At 74.1% G+C, this 18,006-nt stretch carries 15 protein-coding genes; 5 read left to right on the forward strand and 10 right to left on the reverse strand.

Features of this window, described 5'->3' with window-relative positions; genetic code table 11:
* Positions 1-62 precede the first annotated feature (62 nt).
* Positions 63-3,707 (reverse strand): ATP-binding protein, encoded by a 3,645-nt coding sequence (locus FHU30_RS20340; RefSeq protein ID WP_253877863.1) that lies wholly within the window; start codon positions 3,705-3,707, stop codon positions 63-65.
* Positions 3,708-3,782: 75 nt separating this feature from the next.
* A complete protein-coding gene (locus FHU30_RS20345) occupies positions 3,783-5,903 on the reverse strand; it encodes an MMPL family transporter (RefSeq protein WP_253877865.1) in 2,121 nt (706 codons plus the stop codon).
* Between the two features lie 160 nt (positions 5,904-6,063).
* On the opposite strand from FHU30_RS20345, the gene FHU30_RS20350 reads away from it, so the two are divergent.
* A complete protein-coding gene (locus FHU30_RS20350) occupies positions 6,064-6,396 on the forward strand; it encodes a cytidine deaminase-like protein (protein ID WP_253877867.1) in 333 nt (110 codons plus the stop codon).
* A 13-nt stretch (positions 6,397-6,409) separates the two neighbouring features.
* Here FHU30_RS20350 and FHU30_RS20355 read toward each other — a convergent pair whose 3' ends face one another.
* The 5 genes from FHU30_RS20355 to FHU30_RS20375 form a co-directional block, all read right to left on the reverse strand.
* Positions 6,410-7,186, reverse strand: a complete 777-nt coding sequence (locus FHU30_RS20355; protein WP_253877870.1) for a hypothetical protein — start codon at positions 7,184-7,186, stop codon at positions 6,410-6,412.
* A gap of 221 nt (positions 7,187-7,407) precedes the next feature.
* A complete protein-coding gene (locus FHU30_RS20360) occupies positions 7,408-8,703 on the reverse strand; it encodes a hemolysin family protein (RefSeq protein WP_253877872.1) in 1,296 nt (431 codons plus the stop codon).
* A complete protein-coding gene (gene ybeY, locus FHU30_RS20365) occupies positions 8,700-9,179 on the reverse strand; it encodes an rRNA maturation RNase YbeY (RefSeq protein ID WP_253877873.1) in 480 nt (159 codons plus the stop codon). Before ybeY ends, FHU30_RS20360 begins: the two co-directional genes overlap by 4 nt.
* A gap of 6 nt (positions 9,180-9,185) precedes the next feature.
* Positions 9,186-10,247, reverse strand: a complete 1,062-nt coding sequence (locus FHU30_RS20370; RefSeq protein ID WP_253877874.1) for a PhoH family protein — start codon at positions 10,245-10,247, stop codon at positions 9,186-9,188.
* Between the two features lie 200 nt (positions 10,248-10,447).
* Positions 10,448-10,804, reverse strand: coding sequence for a histidine triad nucleotide-binding protein (locus FHU30_RS20375; protein WP_253877875.1), 357 nt, complete (start codon positions 10,802-10,804; stop codon positions 10,448-10,450).
* Positions 10,805-11,255: 451 nt separating this feature from the next.
* Here FHU30_RS20375 and FHU30_RS20380 point away from each other — a divergent pair, with 451 nt between their 5' ends.
* Positions 11,256-11,843: a SigE family RNA polymerase sigma factor gene (locus FHU30_RS20380; protein ID WP_301323450.1), complete on the forward strand. Its 588-nt coding sequence runs from the start codon at positions 11,256-11,258 to the stop codon at positions 11,841-11,843.
* Complete coding sequence (locus FHU30_RS20385) at positions 11,840-12,520, forward strand: hypothetical protein (RefSeq protein WP_253877876.1); 681 nt, start codon at positions 11,840-11,842, stop codon at positions 12,518-12,520. Before FHU30_RS20380 ends, FHU30_RS20385 begins: the two co-directional genes overlap by 4 nt.
* A gap of 150 nt (positions 12,521-12,670) precedes the next feature.
* On the opposite strand, the gene FHU30_RS20390 is transcribed toward FHU30_RS20385, so the two are convergent.
* The 3 genes from FHU30_RS20390 to hrcA all read right to left on the reverse strand — a co-directional run bounded on the left by FHU30_RS20390 (position 12,671) and on the right by hrcA (position 15,800).
* Positions 12,671-13,405 carry a 16S rRNA (uracil(1498)-N(3))-methyltransferase gene (locus FHU30_RS20390; RefSeq protein ID WP_253877877.1) on the reverse strand — a complete coding sequence of 245 codons (735 nt, stop codon included), beginning with the start codon at positions 13,403-13,405 and terminating at the stop codon, positions 12,671-12,673.
* 241 nt (positions 13,406-13,646) lie between these two features.
* Positions 13,647-14,786: a molecular chaperone DnaJ gene (dnaJ, locus tag FHU30_RS20395; protein ID WP_253877878.1), complete on the reverse strand. Its 1,140-nt coding sequence runs from the start codon at positions 14,784-14,786 to the stop codon at positions 13,647-13,649.
* Positions 14,787-15,800 (reverse strand): heat-inducible transcriptional repressor HrcA, encoded by a 1,014-nt coding sequence (gene hrcA / locus FHU30_RS20400; RefSeq protein WP_253877879.1) that lies wholly within the window; start codon positions 15,798-15,800, stop codon positions 14,787-14,789.
* A 276-nt stretch (positions 15,801-16,076) separates the two neighbouring features.
* Here hrcA and FHU30_RS20405 point away from each other — a divergent pair, with 276 nt between their 5' ends.
* Complete coding sequence (locus tag FHU30_RS20405; protein ID WP_253877881.1) at positions 16,077-16,895, forward strand: DUF3097 domain-containing protein; 819 nt, start codon at positions 16,077-16,079, stop codon at positions 16,893-16,895.
* A gap of 185 nt (positions 16,896-17,080) precedes the next feature.
* On the forward strand, positions 17,081-17,860 hold the full coding sequence (locus FHU30_RS20410) for a DUF4870 domain-containing protein (RefSeq protein WP_253877883.1): 780 nt from the start codon (positions 17,081-17,083) through the stop codon (positions 17,858-17,860).
* Positions 17,861-18,006: the final 146 nt, after the last annotated feature.

Consider the following 18,006-nt stretch of genomic DNA (forward strand, 5'->3'; position numbering starts at 1 on the left):
ATTGTCGCCGACGCGGCGCAGCGCCTCGTCCACCGCCGCCCCGGCTCGCGGCGGGACGGCGGTCAGGCGGCGGGGGCGCCCAGGGCGCGGAGCGCGTCGGCGGCGGCGCGCGACCAGTGGTCCACGCCCATCCGCCCGGCGATCGCGGCCGCGTGCCGGTAATGCCCGACGGCCTCGTCCGGACGTCCCAGGAAGGCGGCCAGGTCGCCGAGGGTCTGCGCGATCGGGCCGAGCGTGGCGACCGCGCTCGCTCCCCCGGCGATGTGGTCGGCGTACGGCAGCAGGTCGTCCAGGCAGCGGACGGCGAGGTCGCGGTCGCCGAGCAGGATCGCGCGGCGGGCGCGCAGGGCGGTGACCAGCTCGAAGAAGTAGTCCGGACGGACCGGGCCCGCGTCCGCGACGGCCCGGCGGGCCTCGTCCATGCGCCCGGCCTCGGCGAGGCAGACCGCGAGGACGTCGGCGGTCGCGTTGATGTGCGGCCACCGCTCGGCCATCCACCGGGCGCTGTCGATCATCTCGGCCGCGCGGCCGCGCATGAGCCGCAGGCAGAAGATCCCGAAGAACGTGACACCCTGCTCGCTGGCCCAGATCCCGGTCCGGGAGATGGACTCGCCGACCTCCCAGTAGACACGCTCGGCCTCCTCGTACTCGGCGACGAACGCGTGGCTGAGGGCCCGGTGCCAGCCGCTGATCCGGCGCAGCAGCGGCAGCCCGTACAGGTCGGCGAGCCGCTGGCCCTCGTCGCGGTGCCGGGACGCCTCGTCCTGCCGCAGGTAGGCCATGTGCGACTGCTGGAGCTGGAGGTGCGCGAGGACCTGGTAGGCGCCCAGCTCGTGCTCGGTCGCGAGCTCCAGCAGCTCGGTCGCGGCGGCGTGCCGGTCGTCGCGGCCGGCGGCGTGCCGGAACCCGTTGAGGTAGCAGCCGTTCAGCGCCGCCGCGAGGGTCTCGGGACGGCTCAGCCGCCGTGCGATCGCCAGGGCCTCGCGCGCGGCCCGCGGGCCCTCGTCGCCGAACTCGCCCTCCTGCTCGATCGCGAGCGTGGTCAGCAGGCGGGCGCGCAGCTCGTCCGCGTCGTCCGGCAGGCCGTCCAGGGCCTCGCGGGCGGCGGCCAGCAGGTCGGTGTCGACGCTGCCGTACTCGCGCGGCGTCCAGAGCGTCGGCACGTCGTAGGAGGTGATCGCGCGGGCCAGCAGCTCCATGTCCCCCAGCGCGCGCGCCTCGGCGACGCACCGCGCCCGCCGGGCCCGCGACGGCACAACCGCCCCCGCCAACGCAGCCGCCCGAACACCCCGGATCTCCAACTCCAACCGCTCCCGCGCCCGAACATCCCGTCCGGCGGCGTCGGAGGGCGTGGCGAAGGTTGGGCCGGTGGCGGTGGCCAGGGCGGCGGCGGCGCGCTCCCAGAGTTCGGCGGCCGAGGCGTAGGCGAAGCGGGCCTCGGCGGCGGACGCGGCGAGCGTCGCAAAGCGGACGGCGCGGTCCGGGTCGGTGCCCGCCGCGAGGTAGTGGTGCGCGATCGCGCCGACCTCGCCGGGCGCGTGCCGGACGAGCGCGGCGGCGATCCGCCCGTGCACGCGGGTGCGGCGGGTCGCCGACAGCTCCGCGCTGAGCGTGTCGCGGACGAGCGCGTGCGCGAACCGCATCCGGCCGGGCGCGGGCTCGGTGACCAGCCCGGCGGCGAGACCGGCCTCCACCGCGTCCAGCACGGCGTCCTCGTCCCCGCCGGACAGGTCGGCGAGCACCCGCACGTCGGTCTCCGGCCCGGCGACGGCCGCGTGCCGCAGGACGGTCAGCGCCGGCTCGGGCAGCCGGGCGAAGCGGCGGCGCAGCACGTCCCCGACCCCGGCGGGCACCCCGCGCGCGGCGGCGTCCGGGCCCTCGGCGTCGAGCAGCCGCGCGGTCTCGCGGGCGAAGAACGGGTTCCCGCCGGTCCGCTCGGCGATCACGGCCAGCTCCGACGGGCCGACCTCGGCCGCGCAGGACGCCCGGACCAGCGCGGCGACCTCAGCGTCCGCCAGCCCGGCGAGGTCGAGCCGGACGGGCTCGTACCGGGCCAGCCGGGCGAGCGCGCCCGCCATCCCGTCCGCCTCGGCCGGACGGAACGTCCCCACGGCGAGGACGGGCAGCTCCCGCAGCCGCTCGGGCAGCCGCGACAGCAGGACCAGCGTCTCCTCGTCGGCCCAGTGCAGATCGTCCAGGACGAGCATCAGCGGCCCGCGCGCGGCGAGGTCGGCCAGGTAGTCGCCGACGGCCAGATGCAGGCGGAACCGCCCGGTCGCCGCGTCCATGGCGGTCTCGGAGCCCGCGGCGGACGCCTCGTCCAGCAGGGGCGCGAGCCGCGCGGCGAGGGACGCGTCCGGCGCCTGCCCGGCGGCGAGGATGCGCAGCAACTCCGCCCACGACCACGCCGCGGGCGCTCCCCCACCCTCCTCGGACCGCCCCCAGGCGACCCGCCAGCCGTCCGCCGCGAGCCGCCGCGCCACCCTCTCGACCAGCGCCGTCTTCCCGATCCCCGCCTCGCCGCCGACCAGCGCGACCTGGAACCGGCCCGCCTCGGCCCGCGCGGCGGCCTCCACGAGCCGCGCGCTCTCCTCGTCCCGCCCGACGAACGCCTCCTCGGCGCCCGAAACCAGCCGCAACCGCCCCCGCGCCGGCCGGGCCTCAACGTCCATCGCACCCGGCCGAGTCGCGTCCAGCCAAGCCACACTGCCCCAGGCCACCGCTGACGTGTCCACCCGCGCAACACCCTCACCCACCAACCCCACCCCGTCCGATCCAGGCAGGTCCAACCCAGGCACGTGCGAGCCAGGCGCGTCCGGGCCAGGCGCGTGCGAGCCAGGCGCGTGTGCGGGCACGTCCGGGCGAGGCACGTTCCGGTCGGGCGCGTGCGAACTGGGCGCGTTTGGGGCTGGCCTGTTCGGGCGAGGCGGGTTCGGGGCGTGTGGGGCGGTCAGGTGGGGGGCTTGGGTGAGGATGTCGGCTTCTAGGGGGCGGAGGGTCGGCCCGGGGTCTACGCCGAGCTGGTCGGTGAGGACGTTGCGGGCCCGGCGCAGGGCGCCTAGGGCGTCGCCCTGGCGGCCTGCGCGGTAGAGGGCCAGGGCCAGTAGGCGCCAGGCGTCCTCACGTAGCGGGTTGGCGGCCAGGTGCGCCTCCAGGTCGGGGACGGCCTCGGCCTCGGCGCCCAGGTCCAGCAGGGCCTCCGCGCGCCGTTCGACGGCGAGGCGGTGCAGCTCGTCCAGGCGGGCGGTCTCGGCGGCGGCCCAGGGCAGGTCCGCGAATTCGGCGTAGGCGGGGCCGCGCCACAGGTCCAGTGCTTGTTCGGCGAGTTCGCGTGCCTGGGACGGGTCGTCGGCCTCGCCGGAGCGGTTGACCAGTTCGTCGAAGCTCCACGCGTCCACGGCGGACGTCGGGAGGTGCAGTGCGTAACCGGGCGGGACGGTCACCAGCACGCGCGCGGGCGTACGAGGCGGACGGTCCGGTTCCAGCGCGCGCCGCAGGTGCGAGACGAACGACTGGAGGCCGGCGGCGGCCCGGGGTGGGGCGCCGTCCGGCCACAGCTCGTCCACCAGCCGGTCGGCCGGGACGAGCCGTCCGTGCGCGGCGGCGAGCCGGGCCAGCACGGAGCGCTGCCGCGGACCGCCGAGGTCCACCGGCCCCCCGCGCACCACGGCCTCGAAGGCCCCCAGAACTCGCACCGCCAGCGCCACGGATAAAAGCCTAATAGCCCGACGTACCGGACGTTGATCGCCCCGCACGCCGGGCTCTCGGGCCACTCCGCGTGATCAGGCGGGCACGGGCGTCCGCTCCTCCTCGGCCTCCACCGGGCCGTGCGGGTCGAAGTGCGGCAGGACGCGGGCCAGCGGCTTCGGCAGCCACCAGTTCGCCTTGCCCAGCAGCGCCATCGTCGCGGGCACCAGGACGAGCCGGACGAGCGTCGCGTCCAGCGCCACCGCGACGGCGAGCCCGACGCCCATCTGCTTGACCACCAGGCTCGGGTCGGACGCGAACCCGGCGAACACCGCCACCATGATCAGCGCGGCGCTGGAGATCACCCGTCCGGTGGCGGCGAGCCCGGTGCCGACCGAGCCGCGCGCGTCGCCGGTCCGCAGCCAGTCCTCGCGGACCCGCGAGAGCAGGAACACCTCGTAGTCCATCGACACGCCGAACAGCACCACGAACATCAGCAAGGTGATGAAGCTGGACACCGGCACCGCATGCGGCAGGCCGAGCAGCGACGCGCCCCAACCCCACTGGAACACCGCGACGAGCACGCCGTAGGCCGCGCCGATCGACAGCATGTTCATCGCGGCGGCCTTCAGCGGCGCCAGCACCGACCGGAACACCAGCAGGAGCATGACGAACGAGGTCGCGACGACGACGCCGATCACCGGCCAGAGCCGGTCGTCCAGGCGCCGGTTGAGGTCCACGTAGATCGCGCTGAGGCCGGTGATCTCCGCGCCGTCCGGCAGCGCGTGCGAGCGGAGCCGGTCCACGACACCCGGACCGCGCTTGTCCTGCGGGCCGTAGGCGGGCGTCGCGATGAGCACGGCGGCGCTGCGGTCGGGCGAGAACTCCGGCGGCGCGACGTTCACGACGCCCTCGGTGCGCGCGACGCGCTGCTGGATCGCGGGCAGCTCGGCGGCGTTCACCTTCCGCAGGTCCACGGCGATGAGCAGCGGGCCGTTCGCGCCCGGCCCGTAGCCCTCGGCGAGCAGGTCGTACGCCTGCCGGACGGTGCTGGAGGACGGCTCGCTGCTGGCGTCGCTCGGCCACGTCCGCATCCCGGCGGCGGGCGCGGCGAGGGTGAGCAGGATCACCAGGCTCGCGAGCAGCCACGCCCACGGGTGGCGGCCGACGTGCCCGGCCCAGCGGCGGACGAGCGGCGCGTCGGTGTGCACGACCGCGCCGGCCGCGCGGTCGCGGCGGCGCAGCACCCGGCGTCCGGCCAGGCCGAGGACGGCGGGCAGCAGCGTGAGCGCGGTCAGCACGGTCGCGGCGACCACGATCCCGGTCGCGAAGCCCATCGTCATGAAGACCGGGACGTCCGACAGCAGCAGCCCGCACAGCGCGAGAAGGACGGTGAACCCGGCGAACAGCACGGACATGCCCGCCGTCGCCGTGGCGCGGCCGACCGCCTCGGGCACCGGCAACCCGGCGGCGAGGCCCTCGCGGTGCCGGGTCAGGATGAACAGCGCGTAGTCGATCCCGACGCCGAGCCCGACCATGATCGCGAGCGTCGGCGCGGTCGTGGCGATGTCGGTCACGGCGGCGAGCAGGGTGATCCCGGAGACGCCGACGCCGAGCCCGGCGAGCGCCACCGCGAGCGGTAGCCCGGCCGCCACGACCGACCCGAACGCCAGGAACAGGATCACCAGCGCCGCCACGATGCCGACGCCCTCGCCGACACCGCCGGGCGCCCCGACGTTCTCCGGCAGCTGCCCGCCGAACTCGACCTTGTAGCCGGCCGCCTTCAGGTCCGCGGTCGCGTCCTTCAGCTTGTCCAGGGACGGCGCGGGCTTGAGGTCGGTGACCGGCACGTCGTACCGGACGGTCAGCAGCGACGTCGCGCCATCCTTGCCCAGCGGCGCCGGATCCACGCCCGCGACGTGCGGCAGCGCGCGCAACCTCACCCCGGCGGCCTGCAGCTTCGCCTGGTCCACCTGGCCGGACGGGTTGTGCACCACCACCCGCGCGTCCGCGCCCGACAGCGCCGGGAACCGGTCGGTCAGCAGGTCCGACGCCTGCTGCGCGCCGCTCCCGGAGAGCCGGTAGTTGTCATGTTCGGCGCCGCCGAACGCGGCGGCCAGCCCGGCGAACGCGCCGATCGCGACCAGCCAGACGACGATCATCCGCCAGGGCCGCAGCGCCGCGGCCCTTCCGAGGCGATAGAGCAAACGGGACATTCTCGGCTCCCAGGGGACGTCGCAACTCAACGCCGCCAGGCTGCCGCGCCCCTCTTGCCGCCCACTTGCCAACCACTTGCGACCGAACCGTCCCCACTTGCGGCCCGCTCGCAAGGCGTCCGGACGGAGGCGGGAGGCGGGGCGTCGGTAGGGTGGCGGCGTGAGCGAGCTGAACCCCGAGGACTCCAAGATCATCACGCTGGCCCGGTCGTCGCGGGCCCGCAACGGCGCCGCAGAGGGCGCCGCGGTGCGCGACGAGACCGGCCGCACCTACGTCGCGACCAGCGTCGACCTGCCGTCGCTGAAGCTGTCGGCGCTGCAGGTCGCGGTCGCGATGGCCGTGTCCAGCGGCGCGGAGGACCTGGAGGCCGCCGCGCTCGTCACCGCCGCCGGCACCGCGTCCGAGACGGACGTCGCCGCCGTCCGCGACCTCGGTTCCCAAGCGCCCGTCCTGGTGGCCGGGCCGGACGGGACCGTCCAGACCACCCTCTGATCCGTCCGGGCGCCTAGGGCGTCGGGCTCGGGCTGGGCGCGGCCTTCGGGCGAGGCCTGGGGCTCGGGCTGAGGCTGGGGCCTGGGGTCAGGATGACCTGCCGGTCATGGGCGTCCGCCAGCTTGCGCAGGACGCGCGCCTCTGTGGCCCTCAACTGCTTCTCACCGGCCTCGCTGAACTCGCCCGGCGCGGCCAGGATGAGCAGGTCGCCGTTGGCGCGGGCGAAGATGAGGTCGAGCCCGTAGCGGCTCCCGCCGTCCGGATGGCTGTACCGGACGGCGACCGCGTCCTTCAGCGTCTCCGGGTGGTTCAGGCGCGCGCGTGTGAGGCCGTGCTGGTCGAAGGCGTTGCCGTTCCAGCCGGTGGCGCCCGGGACGCCCATGTCGAGGGTCGGGCAGTTCGCGACCGCGCGCCGCGCCTCGTCCACGCGCCGGGCCGCCTCACCGGACGGCAGGCGCAGCACGTGCTCGACCAGGCTCGCCGCCGGGTCCGCCCGGTAGAACGCCGCGTGCGACTGCGACACGTCCCGCCGCGCCTTGGACGACGCGGAGCTGGCGTCGTCCACCATGCCCAGCAGCCGCGCGCACTCCGGGTCGGACGGCCGCAGACCGCGGAAGACCTGCTGGTCCTCGGCGGGCAGGAACCCCTCCGGGACGTCCGCCTGCCGGATGGCCGCCGACGCCAGCACCGCCGACCCGGCGTTCAGCGCCGCGACCGCCGCACGCGACATTCCGGGACGTCCCGCACCGCACCCGGACGCGGCCAGCGCCACCAGCGCCGAGGCGGCCACCGCACGACCCCATCCAGCGGGACGGACAGCGGGACGTCGGACGGTGCGCGCCATGGAATCCCCCCGAACCCCGTGCCCGCCGGTCGCACGGCGGACGTGACGCGCGAGATCATGCCCGCCCGCCCCCGAGGTTTAACCCCGCCCGCTCACGGTCAGCAGCCTCACTGACACCTACAGCAACCGAGGTTCAAGGGGGTCGCGGGCCCCTGACCTGCGGACGGTCAGGAGCCGTCGGGGGCCAGACCCTCGGGTTCGGGCTTCTCGCGGTGCACCAGGACGGTACCGATCCGGTTCCGGCGGCCGGCCAGCGACTCGGCGCGCAACCGCAGCCCCGCCACCGTCGCCGTCGCGCCCTCGATCGGGACGCGGCCCAGCGCGTACGCGAGCAGCCCGCCGACCGTGTCCACGTCGTCCACGTCGATCTCGACGTCGAACACCTCGGCGAGGTCCTCCACGGGCAGCCGGGACGTGACCCGCGCGGTGTCGCCGTCCAGCCACGCGACCGGCGGGATCTCCACGTCGTACTCGTCGGTGATCTCGCCGACGATCTCCTCCAGGATGTCCTCGATGGTGACCAGCCCGGCGGTGCCGCCGTACTCGTCGATCACGATCGCGACGTGGATCCGGCGGGCCTGCATCTCGCGCAGCAGCTCGTCCACCGGCTTGGAGTCGGGCACGTACGTCGCGGTGCGCATCACCGACTCCACCGAGGTCCCGGCGCGCGCCGCGTCCTCGTGCGTGGCCCGGACGATGTCCTTCAGGTAGGCGATGCCGACGACGTCGTCCTCGTTCTCGCCGACCACCGGGATCCGCGAGAACCCCGAGCGCAGCGCCAGCGACATCGCCTGCCGCAGCGTCTTGTCGCGCTCGATGAACACCATGTCGGTGCGCGGCACCATCACCTCGCGGACGAGCGTGTCGCCCAGCTCGAACACCGAGTGGATCATCTGCCGCTCGTCCGGCTCGATCAGGCTGCGCTGCTCGGCGAGGTCCACCAGGTCGCGCAGCTCCGCCTCGGTCGCGAACGGCCCCTCGCGGAAGCCCTTGCCCGGTGTCAGCGCGTTGCCCAGCAGGATCAGCAGCCGCGGCAGCGGCCCGAACACCCGCGCCACCGGCGGGATCACGGTCGCGCCCGCCAGCGCGAACCGCTCGGCGTGCTGCAGCCCCAGCGTGCGCGGCCCGACGCCGACCGCCACGAAGCTCACCACGATCATCGCGACCGCGGCCGACAGGTACGCCCGCCAGGTCTCGCCCAGCCAGGACACGCACAGGTCCGCCACGATCACGGTCGCGAGCACCTCGCAGCCGATCCGCAGCAGCAGGACCATGTTCACGTACGGCCCCGGATCGGCCACGATCTCGGTCAGCTTCGCCGCGCCGCGGCGGCCCGCTGCGGCCAGCTCGCCCACCCGGTGCCGGGAGATCCGGGCGAACGCCGCCTCGGTGCCCGCCAGCAGCCCGGCCACCACCACCAGGACGACCGCCAGCCCCAGCAGCCATCCCTGCCCGGAGGTCATGTCGCGGAGTTCTTCTCCCGCCAGGACCCGAGCAGCTCGTCCTGGAGCCCGAACATCTCCTTGTGCTCCTCGGGCTCGGCGTGGTCGTACCCGAGCAGGTGCAGGATGCCGTGCGTGGTCAGCAGCTCCAGCTCGGCCGCGGTGGAGTGCCCGGCCTGCTCGGCCTGGCGCTCGGCGACCGCCGGGCACAGCACGACGTCACCGAGCAGCCCCGGGTCGAGCTCGCCGTCGTCGCCGGCGCCTCCGTCCAGCTGGCCGGGCCGCAGCTCGTCCATCGGGAACGACAGCACGTCGGTCGGGCCGGGCTCGTCCATCCACTTGACGTGCAGCTCGGCCATCGCCTCCTCGTCCACCAGCAGGATCGACAGCTCCGCCAGCGGATGCACCCGCATCCCGTCCAGCACGTGCCGCGCCAGGTCCGAGATGGCGCGCTCGTCCACGGGCACGCCGGACTCGTTCAGTACCTCGATGCTCACCGCTCGCTACCGCCCCCGCTTGCGCGACGCGCCCCCGCGCGCCGCCTGCTTGCCCAGCTCCGCCACCCGGGACTCGTCGAACCGGTTGTAGGCGTCCACGATGTCGGTCACCAGCTTGTGCCGGACGACGTCGTGGCTGTTCAGCCGGCAGAAGTGGATGTCGTCGACACCGTCCAGGATGTCCTGGACGACCCGCAGCCCGCTCTGGTGCCCGTTCGGCAGGTCGACCTGCGTGACGTCGCCCGTCACCACCACCTTCGACCCGAACCCCAGCCGCGTGAGGAACATCTTCATCTGCTCGGGCGAGGTGTTCTGCGCCTCGTCCAGAATGATGAACGAGTCATTAAGCGTGCGTCCACGCATGTACGCCAGGGGGGCTACCTCGATGGTGCCGGCGGCCATCAGGCGGGGGATGGAGTCGGGGTCGACCATGTCGTGCAGCGCGTCGTAGAGGGGGCGCAGGTAGGGGTCGATCTTCTCGTAGAGGGTGCCGGGGAGGAACCCGAGCCGCTCGCCCGCCTCGACGGCCGGGCGGGTCAGGATGATCCGGTTGACCTTCTTGTCCTGCAGCGCCTTGACCGCCTTGGCCATGGCCAGGTAGGTCTTGCCGGTGCCCGCCGGGCCGATGCCGAACACGATGGTGTGCTTGTCGATCGCGTCGACGTAGCGCTTCTGGTTCAGCGTCTTCGGGCGGATGGTGCGGCCCCGGCTGGACAGCACGTCCAGCGTCAGGACCTCGGCCGGCCGCTCGTCGGACCCGTTGCGGAGCATGGCGAGGCTGCGCTCGACCGCGTCGGGGGTGAGCTGGGCGCCGCCGTTCAGCAGGTCGATCAGCTCGGCGAACAGGCGGGAGACCAGTTCGGTCTCGGCGGGGGCGCCGGTGACGGTGATCTCGTTGCCGCGGACGTGGATGTCGCTGCGGAACGCCCTCTCGATCACGTGGAGCAACTCGTCCCGGGAGCCGAGCAGGCTCACCATGGAGTGGTCGTCCGGCACCACGATGCGGATCTGGGAGCGCGCGCCGTCCTGCGCGGCGCCGTCGCTGCCCTGGTGTGTTGACTCGACCATCAGCCGGGCCTTGCGGCCTCTCGGACCTGCCTTCTCATCGCCACGGGTATCGCGCGGCCGTCCTTGCGGCGGCCACGCCTCCATGCTACCGACCGCCGCGCGGCATGGCCTCCCCATTTGCCCGGGGTTGCCCGAACGCGCCCCGGAAGGCCGCCCGGAATTGACCGGAAGGTCACCTGGCCCGTCCGGGCGACGGATCGCTATCCGGGGGGCCACTCCAGGCCGCGTCCGCCGAGGACGTGGGCGTGCACGTGGAAGACGGTCTGGCCGGCGTGCGGTCCGGTGTTGAACACGATCCGGTAGCCGGTCTCGTCGACGCCGTCCTCGGCGGCGACCTCGGCGGCGAGGGTGACCACGTCGGCGAGCAGGGCCGGGGAGGCGGCGGCGAGCTCGGCCGCGGTCGGGTGGTGCTCCTTGGGGATCACCAGGACGTGCGTCGGCGCCTGCGGGTTGATGTCGCGGAAGGCCAGCGCCGTGCCGGTCTCCCGGACGACCGTGGCGGGCACCTCCTTGGCGACGATCTTGCAGAACAGGCAGTCCGCCGTGCTCGCTTCCATGCGTCCTCCGTCTCGTGATCCGCGTCCGCATCCTAGCGAGCGGAGCCGCCGGAGCCGAGGACGCGCCCGGCGCGTGCGGGGCAGGAGGCGGCGCGGGATGTACGCGGTGTGCGCTCCGCGGCACCTTGCGTACGCGGCCGCTCCGGCCGATCGGGCGGGCCGAAAACGAGTTTTCCCGCCCCGACCTGCGATGCCGACTGAGACCGTGACCAACGCCACGCGCAGCGGGTAAGGTCCTTGATCGACCCTCGGTGGAACCTTCGGTGGAACGCCCGATTTCGGCGTGCCACTGGACTAGGGTTCCAAGTCAGGCGTTCCCCCCGGCCCGAGTCTGCGAGCCGCGCCTCGACCGGTCGGGTGCGCCCTGTCACGGGCCCGCCCCCGCGACCGCCCGAACCGGGGGTTGGGGGACGGCAAAGGCGGCGGATAGGTGACCGAGGCACAGCAGAAGATGCCCTTTCGTAAACCGGACGACGAGGGTGCGCGTCCCACAGACGTGACCGAGACCCTCGTGGCCAGGGGAACGGCGGGGGCAGTCGCCGTCGCCTGGGACGCCGACCAGGCGGTGACCGCGCTGTACAGCGCCAACTACCGCTCGCTGGTGCGGCTCGCCGCCATGCTCGTCCGGGACGCGGGGACGGCCGAGGAGGTCGTCCAGGACGCGTTCGTCGCGATGCACGGCGGCTGGCGCAGGCTCCGCGACCCCGACAAGGCGCTGTCCTACCTGCGGCAGGCGGTGGTCAACCGGTCGCGCTCGGTGCTGCGGCACCGGGCGGTGGTGGAGAAGTACGCCCCCAAGGGCCTGCCGGACGCGCCCAGCGCGGAGGCCGGCGCCATCGGCGAGCTGGAGCGCTCGGCGGTGGTCGACGCGCTGCACCGGCTCCCGGCGCGGCAGCGCGAGGCGCTGGTGCTCCGCTACTACGCCGATTTGTCCGAAGCGGAGATCGCCGCGACGATGGGCATCTCGAAGGGCGCCGTGAAGAGCCACACGGCGCGCGGGATGGCCGCGTTGCGCAACGTTCTGGAGCAGTTCTCATGACCACGGGCCCGCACGACGAGCACGGCGAGACTCTGCGCCGTGCCCTGCACGCGGAGGCGGAGCTGGTCACGCCCTCGGCGGACGGCCTGGAGCGCATCCGCGCCCGGCTGGCCGAGCGGGAGCGGCGCCGGTTTCCGGGCCGGGCCGGCTGGGAGTGGTTCACCGCGAACTGGACGCGTCCGGTCCTGGCGGTCGGCGCCGCGGTGGCGATCGCGGGCCTTGGGGTGTCGGCGCCCCAGACGTTCGACCTGATCCAGTCCCCGATGGGCAACGACGGGCCGTTCGCCAAGGGCCACCACGGCTCGCAGGGCGGCTCGGGCGCCGGGTCGCTCGACTCGACCGCGCCGACGCCCGGCGCGTCCACGCCGGGGCCCGACCCGTCCGGTTCGGGGCATCCGACGAGCTCGGAGTTCCCGGTGTCGTCCACGGTGTCGCCGACGTGCCCGCCGTCCCCGACGAACGCGCCGGGCACCTCGCCGAGCCACAGCCCGTCCAAGCACCCGGCGGCCGGGAAGACCGGCGCGCCGACATGCCCGACGCACTCGCCGACGCCGAGCGGGTCGGCCACGCCGACGACGCCGAGCACGCCGACGGCCAAGCCGAGCGACTCGCCTCCCCCGCCCGCCAGCTCGCCGCCGCCGACGCACGGCCCGGAGGTCCCCACGTCCAGCGGCTGACCCTCGCACGCACCGAAAGACCCCCGGGCGCCTGCCCGGGGGTCTTCTGCGTTTTCGGGGCCTTCCAGCCCGTTTGAGGGCCCTTGGCGCGCAGGCTTCGCGGCGGCCTTCCAGCCCGTTTTGACGGCCTTGCGACGCGGGTTCGGTGGCCTACCAGCGTCCTGTGGCGGCGAGCAGGACGGACGCGGCGGCGACGCCGGCCGTCGAGGTGCGCAGGACGGTCGGCCCGAGCAGCGTCGGGCGCCCCCCGGCCGCGCTGAGCCGCTCGACCTCCTCGCCGGTGAGGCCGCCCTCGGGCCCGACCACGATGACGATCTCGCCGTCCGCAGGGGGCCGGAGCGCGGTCAGCGGCTCGGCGGCCTCCTCGTGCAGCAGCAGCGCGGCGGACGCGGCGGCGACGCGCTTCTCGACGTCCGCCGTGGACGCCAGGTCGGCGACGGCCGGGAAGTGCGCGCGGCGGGCCTGCTTGGCGGCCTCGCGCGCGGTGGAGCGCCAGCGGCCGAGGGCCTTCTCCCGGCGCTCCGGCTTCCACTGCGTGACGCAGCGCGCGGCCGACCACGGGACGATCTCGTCGACCCCGACCTCGGTCATGGTCTCGACGGCCAGCTCGCCGCGGTCGCCCTTCGGCAGCGCCTGGACGACCACCAGCCGCGGGCTCGGCGCGGGCACCTCGCGCCGGGACAGGACGTCCAGGGTGAGGGACGCCTTGTCCGCCGCGGTCACGACGCACTCGGCGACCAGGCCCGCGCCGTCGGTGAGGTCGACGCGCTCGCCGGTCCGCAGCCGCCGGACGGCCGCCGCGTGCCGGCCTTCCGGACCGTCCAGCAGGACGCTCCCCCCGGCCGCCAGCCGGTCCGCCTCCGCAAGGAACACCGGCGCACTCACCGCGCACCACCCGTCGCGCACAGCACACCGCGGCCGACGCACTGCGCGCCGCCCCTCGGGCGCAGCACGCCGCGGCCCACGGACCGCGCGCCGGGCCTCGTCCGCAGCACGCCGCCGCGCGGGCGCAGCACACTGCGGCCGACGCACCGCGCGCCGGACCTCGTCCGCCGCGCGGCCGTCGTCCGTGCCGGTCGAGCCGTCGTCCGTGCCGGTCGAGCCGTCGTCCGTGCTGGTCGGAGCGTCATCCGTGCTGGTTGAAGACGTCCCGGAGGCGGGAGAACATGCCGCGCTGGCCCGGGGCGAACTTGCCGGGCGGGCGCTCCTCGCCGCGCAGGGTGGCGAGGTTGCGCAGCAGGGCCTCCTGCTCCTCGTCCAGCTTGGTCGGGGTCTCGACGTTGACGTGGATGTGCAGGTCGCCGCGGCCGGACTCGTTCAGGTGCCGGACGCCGCGGCCGTACAGCCGGATCACCTCGCCGGACTGCGTGCCCGGCTTGATGTCGATCTCCTCCGCGCCGTCCAGGGTCTCGACGGTGACGCTGGTGCCGAGCGCGGCGGCGGTCATCGGGATGCCGACCGTGCAGTGCAGGTCGTCGCCCTCCCGCTCGAAGATCGAGTGCGGCTTCTCCACGATCTCCAGGAACAGGTCGCCGGGCGGGCCGCCGCCGGGGCCGACCTCGCCCTCGCCCGCGAGCTGGATGTGGATGCCGTTCTCCACACCGGCCGGGATCTTGACCTTGACCGTGCGCCGGGTGCGGACCCGGCCGTCGCCCGAGCACTCCGGGCAGGGGTGCCGGATCACCGAGCCGAACCCGCCGCACTGCGGGCACGGCCGGGACGTCATGACCTGGCCGAGGAACGACCGCTGCACCTGCTGCACCTCGCCGCGGCCCTGGCACATGTCGCAGGTCTCGGGGTGCGAGCCGGGCGCGGTGCCGTCGCCGTGGCAGGTGTCGCAGACCACCGCGGTGTCGATGGAAAGCTCGCGGGTGGTGCCGAACGCGGTCTCGTTCAGGTCGAGCTCGACCCGGAGCGTCGCGTTGCGGCCGCGGCGCGCGCGCGAGCGAGGGCCGCGCGCGGACGCGGTGCCGAAGAAGGCGTCCATGATGTCGCTGAACGGGAAGCCCGCGCCGAAGCCGCCGGCCCCCGCGCCCGCCGCGCCGCCCGGGGCGAACGGGTCGGCCCCCAGGTCGTACATCTCGCGCTTCTTCGGGTCGGAGAGCACCTCGTAGGCCTGGGTGATCTCCTTGAACTTCTCCTGCGTCTCCGGATCGGGGTTGACGTCGGGGTGCAGCTCGCGGGCGAGCCTCCGGTACGCCTTCTTGATCTCGTCCGGCCCGGCGTCGCGGCGGACGCCGAGGGTCGCGTAGTAGTCGTTGGCCACCTACGACCCCGCCAGGATCTGTCCGACGTAGCGTGCCACTGCCCGTACCGCTCCCATCGTGCCGGGGTAGTCCATCCGTGTCGGCCCGAGTACTCCGAGGCGGGCCAATGTGAGGTCGCCGACGCCGTACCCGGCGGCGACCACGGAGGTCGAACGGAGGCCCTCGTCGGGGTTCTCCGTACCGATCCGAACCGTAACAGTAGAGGAGTCGGCGGACTCGCCGAGCAGCCGCATCAGCACCACCTGCTCCTCCAGGGCCTCCAGGACGTCCCGGAGGCTGCGCGAGAAGTCCATGGCGGCGAGGTTGGCGGCGCCGGCGAAGACGACCTTCTCCTCGTGCTTCTCCACCAGGGTCTCCAGCAGGACCGACAGCACCGCCGCGGCGACGGGCCGCTCCTCCGCGGAGACCTGCTCGGGCAGCTCCGAGACCGCACCCGGGACGTCGCCGAAGGCGAGCCCGTCCAGGCACGTGTTGAGCAGCGCCCGCAGGTGGCCGACCGACTCCTCGGACAGCTCGGCGGGCGTCTCGATCACCCGCTGCTCGACCCGTCCGGTGTTGGTGATCAGGACGAGCAGCACCCGCCCGGTCGCGACCGGCACGAGCTCCACGTGCCGGACCGACGAGCGGGTCAGCGACGGGTACTGCACCACCGCGACCTGCCGGGTCAGCTGCGCGAGCAGCCGGACGGTGCGCCCGACCACGTCGTCGAGGTCGTAGGCGCCCGAGAGGAACGTCTCGATGGCGCGCCGCTCCGCCTTCGACAGCGGCTTGATCGTGGACAGCCGGTCGACGAACAGCCGGTACCCCTTGTCGGTGGGGATCCGGCCGGCGCTGGTGTGCGGCTGGGCGATGTAGCCCTGCTCCTCCAGGACGGCCATGTCGTTGCGGATCGTCGCGGGCGACACGCCGAGGTTGTGCCGGTCCACCAAGGCCTTGGAGCCGACCGGCTCGTTGGTGGAGACGTAGTCCTCGACTATGGCGCGCAGGACCGCGAGTTTCCGGTCGTCGAGCACGTGGTCACCTCCCCTGCCCCCGTACTGGCACTCCATACTTCCGAGTGCCAAGTGTACGGCCCGGAGGGGACATCCCGGATCCGCCCGGGGCACGGTTCCGCGTCAGAGGCCGCCATTCCGTCCTCCTGAGCCCGTCATCGCCGCGCCTCGGACCCATCGCCGCCGCCTCCGGAGTCGGCATCATCGGCCCGGGGGCGGTCGTCGTCGTCCCCGGAGCCGCCATCGTCCTCCCCGGAGTCGGCATTGTCGCCCCCGGAGTCGTTATTGTCGTGCACCGTGCGGAGCAAGGACTACGGTGACGACGTTCTGGCGGGCGACTGGCGGCGGCCCCTCAAGGGCACCATCCCGGAGGTCCCGGCCGAGCCGGGCCTGGTCGCCGAGGACCCGGCGAGCGGGTTCTGCGGCGCGGTCGTCGGCTGCGACAAGTTCGGCGTGACGCTGGAGGACCGGGACGGCCGGCGGCGGATCTTCCCGCTCGCCAAGGCCGGGTTCCTGATCGACGGGCGGCCGGTCACGCTGGTGCGGCCCGGGCCGTCCGCGCCGAAGGGGCCGCTGCGGTCGGCGTCCGGGTCGATCGCGGTCGAGGGGCTGAAGGCGCAGGTCGCCAAGGAGTCCCGGATCTACGTCGAGGGCGCGCACGACGCCGAGCTGGTCGAGAAGATCTGGGGCCACGACCTGCGCGTCGAGGGCGTCGTCGTGGAGTTCCTGGAGGGCGTGGACGACCTGCCCGCGATCGTCGATGAGTTCGCGCCGGACGAGGGCCGCCGGCTCGGTGTGCTGGTCGACCACCTGGTGGCGGGGTCGAAGGAGAGCCGCATCGCCGCGCAGGTCTCGTCGCCGTTCGTCCTGGTCACCGGCCATCCGTTCATCGACATCTGGGAAGCGGTCAAGCCGTCCGCCGTCGGCATCCGGGAGTGGCCGCGGGTGCCGCGCGGCGTCCCCTGGAAGGAGGGCGTGCTGGACGCGCTGGGCTGGCGGATGGAGACCGGCGAGGCGTGGAAGCGCATCCTCGGACGCGTGAACACCTACGCGGACCTCGAACCCGAGCTGCTGGGCCGGGTCGAGGAGCTCATCGATTTCGTGACCGCCCCCTGACGCGCCTTTCCGCAGCACGTTTCATGACCATTGACCCGCACATCTGACGTCTATTTCGTGTTGCGGTCAGTGATGTGTATATAACGCTCTGTAATTTTGCCCTGTGAGCGGAATGCCGCCCTGCAATCGCTCCGTTACTGGTTGCGAGACGTGTTCTTCGTGCACTCGCGTCAGAGGGGGGCACCATGACCGGCCGTCACGGCAACACGCCTACCCGCCACCGCACGCCTGTCCTCGACCGTCCGACCCGCACCTCGCCGGTGCGCGAGACCGCCTTCCGCGAGTCTCCGGTCCGCGAGGCGCCGGTTCCCGACGCACCGATGCACAACACGCCGGTTCCGGAAATGCCGGCCCGCGAAATGGCGGCGCCCGAATCCCCGGTCCGCGAGCGGCCGACGGCGGCGCCCGAGTCGCCGGTCCGCGAGCGGCCGACCTTCGAGGCGCCCGTCTACGACGCGCCGGTCGCCGAGCCTGCGGCGGACGAGCCCTGGACGCACGGTCTCTCCGCCCGCGAGGCCGCGCTGGTCCGGGCCGAGGGCGAGCCCGGCATGCCGCTGCCGCCGCCGGTCACCCACTACGAGCGCGACAAGGCGGGCTGGGCCGAGCTCAGCGGCCTGGTCGGCATGTCCGCCGCGTTCTGCCTGTCCGCCTTCACCTTCGGCCTGCTCTGCCTGGTCACCTGGATCGCGCCGCTGGTGTTCCACACCACGTTCAAGGCGCGCTCGCCGTTCGTCCGCTACCACGCGGCGCAGGCGCTCAACGTCCAGATCTCCGGCCTGGTCGTCGGCCTGGCCGCGATCGCGCTGTCGGCCGCCACGCTCGGCGTCGGCGCCATGCTGGCGGTCCCGATAGCGATGCTCTTCTGGCTCGCCCAGTTCGTGCACGTCATCATCGCGACCACGCGCGCGGACTCCGGCGAGTGGTACGCCATCCCGGCCTTCCTGGCCTGGCCGATCGTCCGGTGACGCGCAACCACCGCGCGTAACACCTGACCCACCCGACCGCGCGCCCCCGGTTCCCCGGGGCCGCGCGGTCGCCGCGTCCGGGCCACCCGGACGGCGCGCCCGGCTCGTCCGTCGGGGCGTCCGGGCCACACGGTCAGCGCGCCCGC

The organism is Actinomadura rupiterrae (genome assembly GCF_024172125.1).
Lineage (GTDB): Bacteria > Actinomycetota > Actinomycetes > Streptosporangiales > Streptosporangiaceae > Spirillospora > Spirillospora rupiterrae.